The sequence below is a fragment of the Thiolinea disciformis DSM 14473 genome, assembly GCF_000371925.1.
Classification (GTDB): Bacteria; Pseudomonadota; Gammaproteobacteria; order Thiotrichales; family Thiotrichaceae; genus Thiolinea; species Thiolinea disciformis.
The window spans coordinates 1-4704 of the sequence record NZ_AQVE01000048.1; the positions used below are offsets into that span (position 1 = coordinate 1).

The 4704-nt window shown below is 41.5% G+C and carries 6 protein-coding genes; 1 reads left to right on the forward strand and 5 read right to left on the reverse strand.

Translation table 11 applies throughout. The annotated features are described in order from the left end of the window. Positions 1-110 precede the first annotated feature (110 nt). On the reverse strand, positions 111-539 hold the full coding sequence (locus A3IE_RS0119060) for a MarR family winged helix-turn-helix transcriptional regulator (protein WP_026155039.1): 429 nt from the start codon (positions 537-539) through the stop codon (positions 111-113). Positions 540-654: 115 nt separating this feature from the next. Between A3IE_RS0119060 and A3IE_RS0119065 the strand changes: the two genes are divergently transcribed. Beyond that, complete coding sequence (locus tag A3IE_RS0119065; protein WP_020397211.1) at positions 655-1026, forward strand: hypothetical protein; 372 nt, start codon at positions 655-657, stop codon at positions 1024-1026. 708 nt (positions 1027-1734) lie between these two features. Here A3IE_RS0119065 and A3IE_RS0119075 read toward each other — a convergent pair. The 4 genes from A3IE_RS0119075 to A3IE_RS21440 all read right to left on the reverse strand — a co-directional run bounded on the left by A3IE_RS0119075 (position 1735) and on the right by A3IE_RS21440 (position 4091). Then, positions 1735-2130: a hypothetical protein gene (locus A3IE_RS0119075; RefSeq protein ID WP_020397213.1), complete on the reverse strand. Its 396-nt coding sequence runs from the start codon at positions 2128-2130 to the stop codon at positions 1735-1737. 463 nt (positions 2131-2593) lie between these two features. Next, complete coding sequence (locus tag A3IE_RS0119080) at positions 2594-2821, reverse strand: type II toxin-antitoxin system Phd/YefM family antitoxin (RefSeq protein ID WP_020397214.1); 228 nt, start codon at positions 2819-2821, stop codon at positions 2594-2596. Further along, entirely contained in the window at positions 2808-3215 is a 408-nt protein-coding gene (locus A3IE_RS0119085) for a type II toxin-antitoxin system VapC family toxin (RefSeq protein ID WP_020397215.1), read from the reverse strand. The genes A3IE_RS0119080 and A3IE_RS0119085 overlap by 14 nt, the downstream gene beginning before the upstream one ends. Before the next feature lie 270 nt (positions 3216-3485). Further along, the gene (locus A3IE_RS21440) at positions 3486-4091 is read right to left on the reverse strand and encodes a hypothetical protein (RefSeq protein WP_020397216.1); all 606 of its coding nucleotides are present in this window, start codon (positions 4089-4091) and stop codon (positions 3486-3488) included. Positions 4092-4704 lie beyond the last annotated feature (613 nt).

Here is a 4704-nt window from a genome sequence, read left to right on the forward strand (position 1 = left end):
TGCGGGTAAAGCACCAGGGCATACCCATAAGGATTATGATTTAAGAGTCATTGCCCACCTAGATACAAGTGTTGATTATTATGAGGGTGAGGAGTGAGCTGACAAGCTAGCTAAGCTACTAGGTTCTGCAACAACTTCTTCAAGTGTTCAGCTTCCTGTGGTTGCAGTGAGGAAAGAAAATTCTCATTCACAATTTGAGTAATAGCGAACAATTGCGGTGATAAGTCCCGCCCTGCTGCGGTTAAACAAATTCTAAAACTACGCCGTGAGAATTCATCCACTTGCCGCACCAGCAAGCCACGTTGTTCCAATATATCAAGCTGACGGGTGATCGCATAATTGGGCATGGCAACTACTTTGCCAATCTCGGTTTGAGTAATGTTATCGCCCTCTGCCAGCGCTTTCATAATAGCAAACTGCCCTTGTGTGAGGTTCAATGGCTCCAGCATCGCAGCCATAATGCCATTAACCTTGATGGCAGCGGCATTGATCAACCAGCCTACGCTGTCTGAATGTACTATGTTTTGTCTATCGTCCATGCGTTGCATTATTCCAAGTCACTATGGCTGATGCAAATATAGCAAGAGCAATTATTGCAATTGCAATTATTTGTGAGTAGTATGATTCATTGTTAAATTCATCAGGTAGTAAATAATGAGCAAAAAACACGTAGTAATGATCGGCTGGCATCCTTCAGCGGTCAATTATGAAAAATGGACGCATCTGACACCCGAAAAGTTACAAGCCATGCTAGAAGCGGATCGTGATAGCCTCAATCAGTTAGGGTATCAGGCCGAATTGTGCTTTGTGCGTAGTGCAGAAACAGCACAAGCTGACGTTGAGCAATATCTAGCAGAAAATGCAGTCGATTGTGTATTGATTGGTGCGGGTGTACGTACTGATGCTGATCATTTTTTGGTATTTGAAACATTGGTAAATGCGGTACATAAATCAGCACCACAAGCTAATATTTGTTTTAATACCAACCCTACCGATACCGCAGCCGCCGTGCAGCGCTGGGTATAGGGTACGATTTTCTGGCAAGCTTCTGCGAGAGGCTTTTACCTTACCGCTGTACTCATATTGTTCAGCATGATCGCGCTGCTGGGCTCTTATACGAAACGCAGTCACTTGAGTGGCAAATAGGAAAATCAAAGTAGGCGTGCGGCAGATTCACTTAAATCGATGGTTAGGAGTCCAGTGGTTCAACATAGAGTCTGCCTCGCTTAACACTAAGGCTACCAAGATTGGGCTGCCGTGCGATAAGTGCCCAAGCGGGTTGACCTTCAGCCGTCATGAATGAAACGACGCGCAGGCCCTTGGAAAGGGATAACGAGATTTCGGGCAAAGTGCCTAGAAAGTCGACTTGTCTAACTTCGCAACCGATGAGTCGCTTGAACACAGATGGCCAACGACGCTCGGAACTCCACGAACCAGCAAGGATTGAACGAGGTTTTTCAACACGCCAACTCCACTCAATCATGAGAGTGAGCTCGCCATTTGGCTGGCTAAGGGTATCACCACACCTTTTTCTTTCAGTTAAAGCACCAAACTCCAAGAAAATTGCAGAGCCGTACCCGCGCCATACGTGGGTGACAGATTTTCCTTTTAAAACATCGATGAACGGAGACGCAGTAAGCAAAGGCACTCCCTAACAGTTTCTTAGATCGAATCTCGGTATAACACTTTAGTAAAAAGTCAAAGAGCGAAGCAAAATTTTTCTAGCTTCTGTAATCAATCGCTATGCCTTCGTGCTTCTAGATACAGCAGTCGACTGATGAAGGCATACAGACCGATGCTACCTGTAGCCAGACATAACAATGTCCAAGGCAACACCTGCATCTTAACTTTACGCGCTCTGGGAATAATGAAGGCGATAGCTGCGGAGACGCCAAGCAGCAGATCGTACCAAATTTGGTTTCCCCACAAATTACGGGTGTGTTCAGGCCAAAATCCTAGCGGACCTTCTGTTATTACGGCTTGTAGGGAAAACACTAGGAATAGTAACGATAAAACTGCTGGAAATAGCCACATGTTTTTGGAAATTGGTCTATCGGCTACAGACAAATAAATCACGCTAGCAACAGCAGAAAGTCCTGCGATCAGGGGGAAAATTTCGACTTGAGACAAAGTATCCTCCATTTAGGCGTTGAACACTTAAGCATTTATTAGAGGGCGTTTTGGTGTTTCGTTAGCCAATAGTTTGTAACCTCTTAAGATGGTTCAGTCAAGTCGATCGTATGAACCTGACGTGCTAACAGCTTGATTATTCAGTTTTTTAAGAGCGGCACAGGGTTATTATGAATTAAAGCGATTATGTGAATGAGTGGTTTGCGGTTGACTTTGTTTTGTATGCTCTTGGATAGCTCAACACTAGAACTGCCGATTCTTAAATGCTCCCACTCTGAATGAAGCCAACTAGCAATGGTTGGTATGAACTCTTGGTGGTCTGCCAATACTGCTGTTTGAATGTCCATGTATTTGGGTAGTGTCGTCGTGCGCTAACATCATAGCTGACGGGCGCGGCGGGGAATCGATTGGACGAAGCGAAGACGCGGGCTGTCGTCGCGTCCGTGGTCAAGCAACTTTTTGGCTAAAAATAAGTTCTTTCTCTGCTTTCGCTCAGAATAGATATAATCTGGCTGTTTGAAAGCCGCAAATCTATCCCTTCAACATCTAAAGGGGATTTTTTAGTTTTTACTGGAGTCAGGTAATACGCCTCTCCATTGCGTTTATAAATGCAGATAATCCCCTCTTGTTTTGCTGTCTCAAGCACTGATGCAAAGTTTTTTCTGGCTTCAGTAAAGTTATATTGTTTCATCTATTACCTCCAATACGGTAATACCCATTTGTTTGGCAACATTTATTAAGTTTTTATCTAGCGTGAGTAATGGACTACTTGTTAGTTCTGCACATTGAATGAGATAAGCATCATACGCATAAATATTAAACTGCTTGGTTATATGTAGAGTTCGTTCTAGCGGCACATCTATAAACTGTATGGGAATGGATTTGTAGATTTTTAGTGCTTTTTCTGCTTCTGCTAAATCAATCAGTCTTCTTTTGAACATGGCTGAAAAAGCATTGCCTATTTCCCAATGCACAGATATAGGTGCAACTAAAGTTGCTCCAATGGTGGCTTCGATGATCTTATCTTTTGTCTTTTCATTGCCAATGACAGCAATCAGTGCTGATGTGTCTATCGTGATGTCCATGTTGTCTCAAGCTTTAAGTACATATGTACCACTATAGACATATTTGACTGATGTGTACAGATGTACAGCAAATCTTCAAGAGTGACAAAGACACTTACAGCTGCATGCTTATATGGAATTCAATTAATTTTATGATGATTGTGTCGTAAGTGCCAAATTATGCCAACATTGAGTTGACGGGCGCGGCGGGGAGTAGAATGGGCGAAGTCGCCGGCTGTTACTACGTTCGTCATCGACATAACTTTCAGGCTTTTTAATTCGAAACTCTTGCTACTTTCTTGAGTTTAATAATTGTGTAAAAAGACCCTGTAGCGAACTGCTTTCAAGTATTAATTTTGATACAAGATCTATAAACAAGTCAGCACCAGCATAAAATTCAGAGGCAAGTTTTAAAACTGAAAGATCATCTAAATTTCTTATAGTTCGATACTGTAACAATGCATCAGGATCTCTATGGGCAATAGTGGAGTTTCTTAAAAATCCTAATTTTCTCTTTGCTGCTTTTTGAGCTTTACGGATTTTTCTTAGAGCTATATAAGTTTCTTCTTTCAACTCTTCAGGTGCGTTTATCTCATCAAGAGTCACTTTAAGAGTGTTTCCCGAAACTTTATCTATGACCCACTCATGTAGTGTTAATAATATAGTTCTAATGCATAAATTCCTTTTCCATGGATCTGGATGAGTGAGGGCGTCAATTTTTACTGACTGAATGTCTCTTTCTGCTATTAGAAAATATAGTGCAATATTGAAGATTATTTTACATGAGTTATAGTTTGTTTTTTTTCTATTTTTATAGCTTGATTTTTTTATTACCTCAAAAGTTTCTTCTAAGATTTTTCTCTTTTTTCTTTCTTTTATCTTTAAGTAAGGGCGCATTATAAATCTGCTAATTTTCTTTGTTCTTTTTAGCTGTCGTATTCTGCCCCATCTTCTAATCACTTCAGGAGAATGTTCAAAAAATCTTTTTTTCTCTTTTGGATATTTTTGCTCATAGCAATCAAGTTTCTTGCCTAACAGTTTAGCATGTGGCGTTCGGGAATATCAGGATAGGAAGCCTGCTCTCAATCGGTGAGCACGCGCTGCCTATCTGGTGCGTCGAGAACTCAGCATAGTCTGGCATTATCATAAATCATTCCCCCAACATTCAGTTAATGTTAATGGATAAGAAGCATACACGAAGCCCCGTAGAACCAACAACCTCGTATTCCCATGAGCTCTGGAAAAACTACACGCTTTTTCTTTTTAAACAAAGTGTTATTCAGAAGTATGTGACGTGGTATGTATTGCGTACTAAGCAGTACAGTGTGTGTGTAGTCCGGCAGATATGATTTAGTTCCCATCGCCCCTCACAGTAATAGTATGTCCTTAACCGCAGAAGTCGTTGCCCAGCATCAATGATGCCATTTGCAAAGTTACAGCACGAATGATTTTCATCCATTCATTTGCAGCGCCCCCACCAAAAATAGAAAACCCAGTACTCCAATAACAC

Excerpts from the sequence above, each read along its gene's own strand:
- A3IE_RS0119060 (WP_026155039.1), bottom strand. The coding sequence starts at position 539 with ATGGACGATAGACAAAACATAGTACATTCAGACAGCGTAGGCTGGTTG.
- A3IE_RS0119065 (WP_020397211.1), top strand. The coding sequence starts at position 655 with ATGAGCAAAAAACACGTAGTAATGATCGGCTGGCATCCTTCAGCGGTC.
- A3IE_RS0119080 (WP_020397214.1), bottom strand. The coding sequence starts at position 2,821 with ATGAAACAATATAACTTTACTGAAGCCAGAAAAAACTTTGCATCAGTG.
- A3IE_RS0119085 (WP_020397215.1), bottom strand. The coding sequence starts at position 3,215 with ATGGACATCACGATAGACACATCAGCACTGATTGCTGTCATTGGCAAT.
- A3IE_RS21440 (WP_020397216.1), bottom strand. The coding sequence starts at position 4,091 with ATGCGCCCTTACTTAAAGATAAAAGAAAGAAAAAAGAGAAAAATCTTA.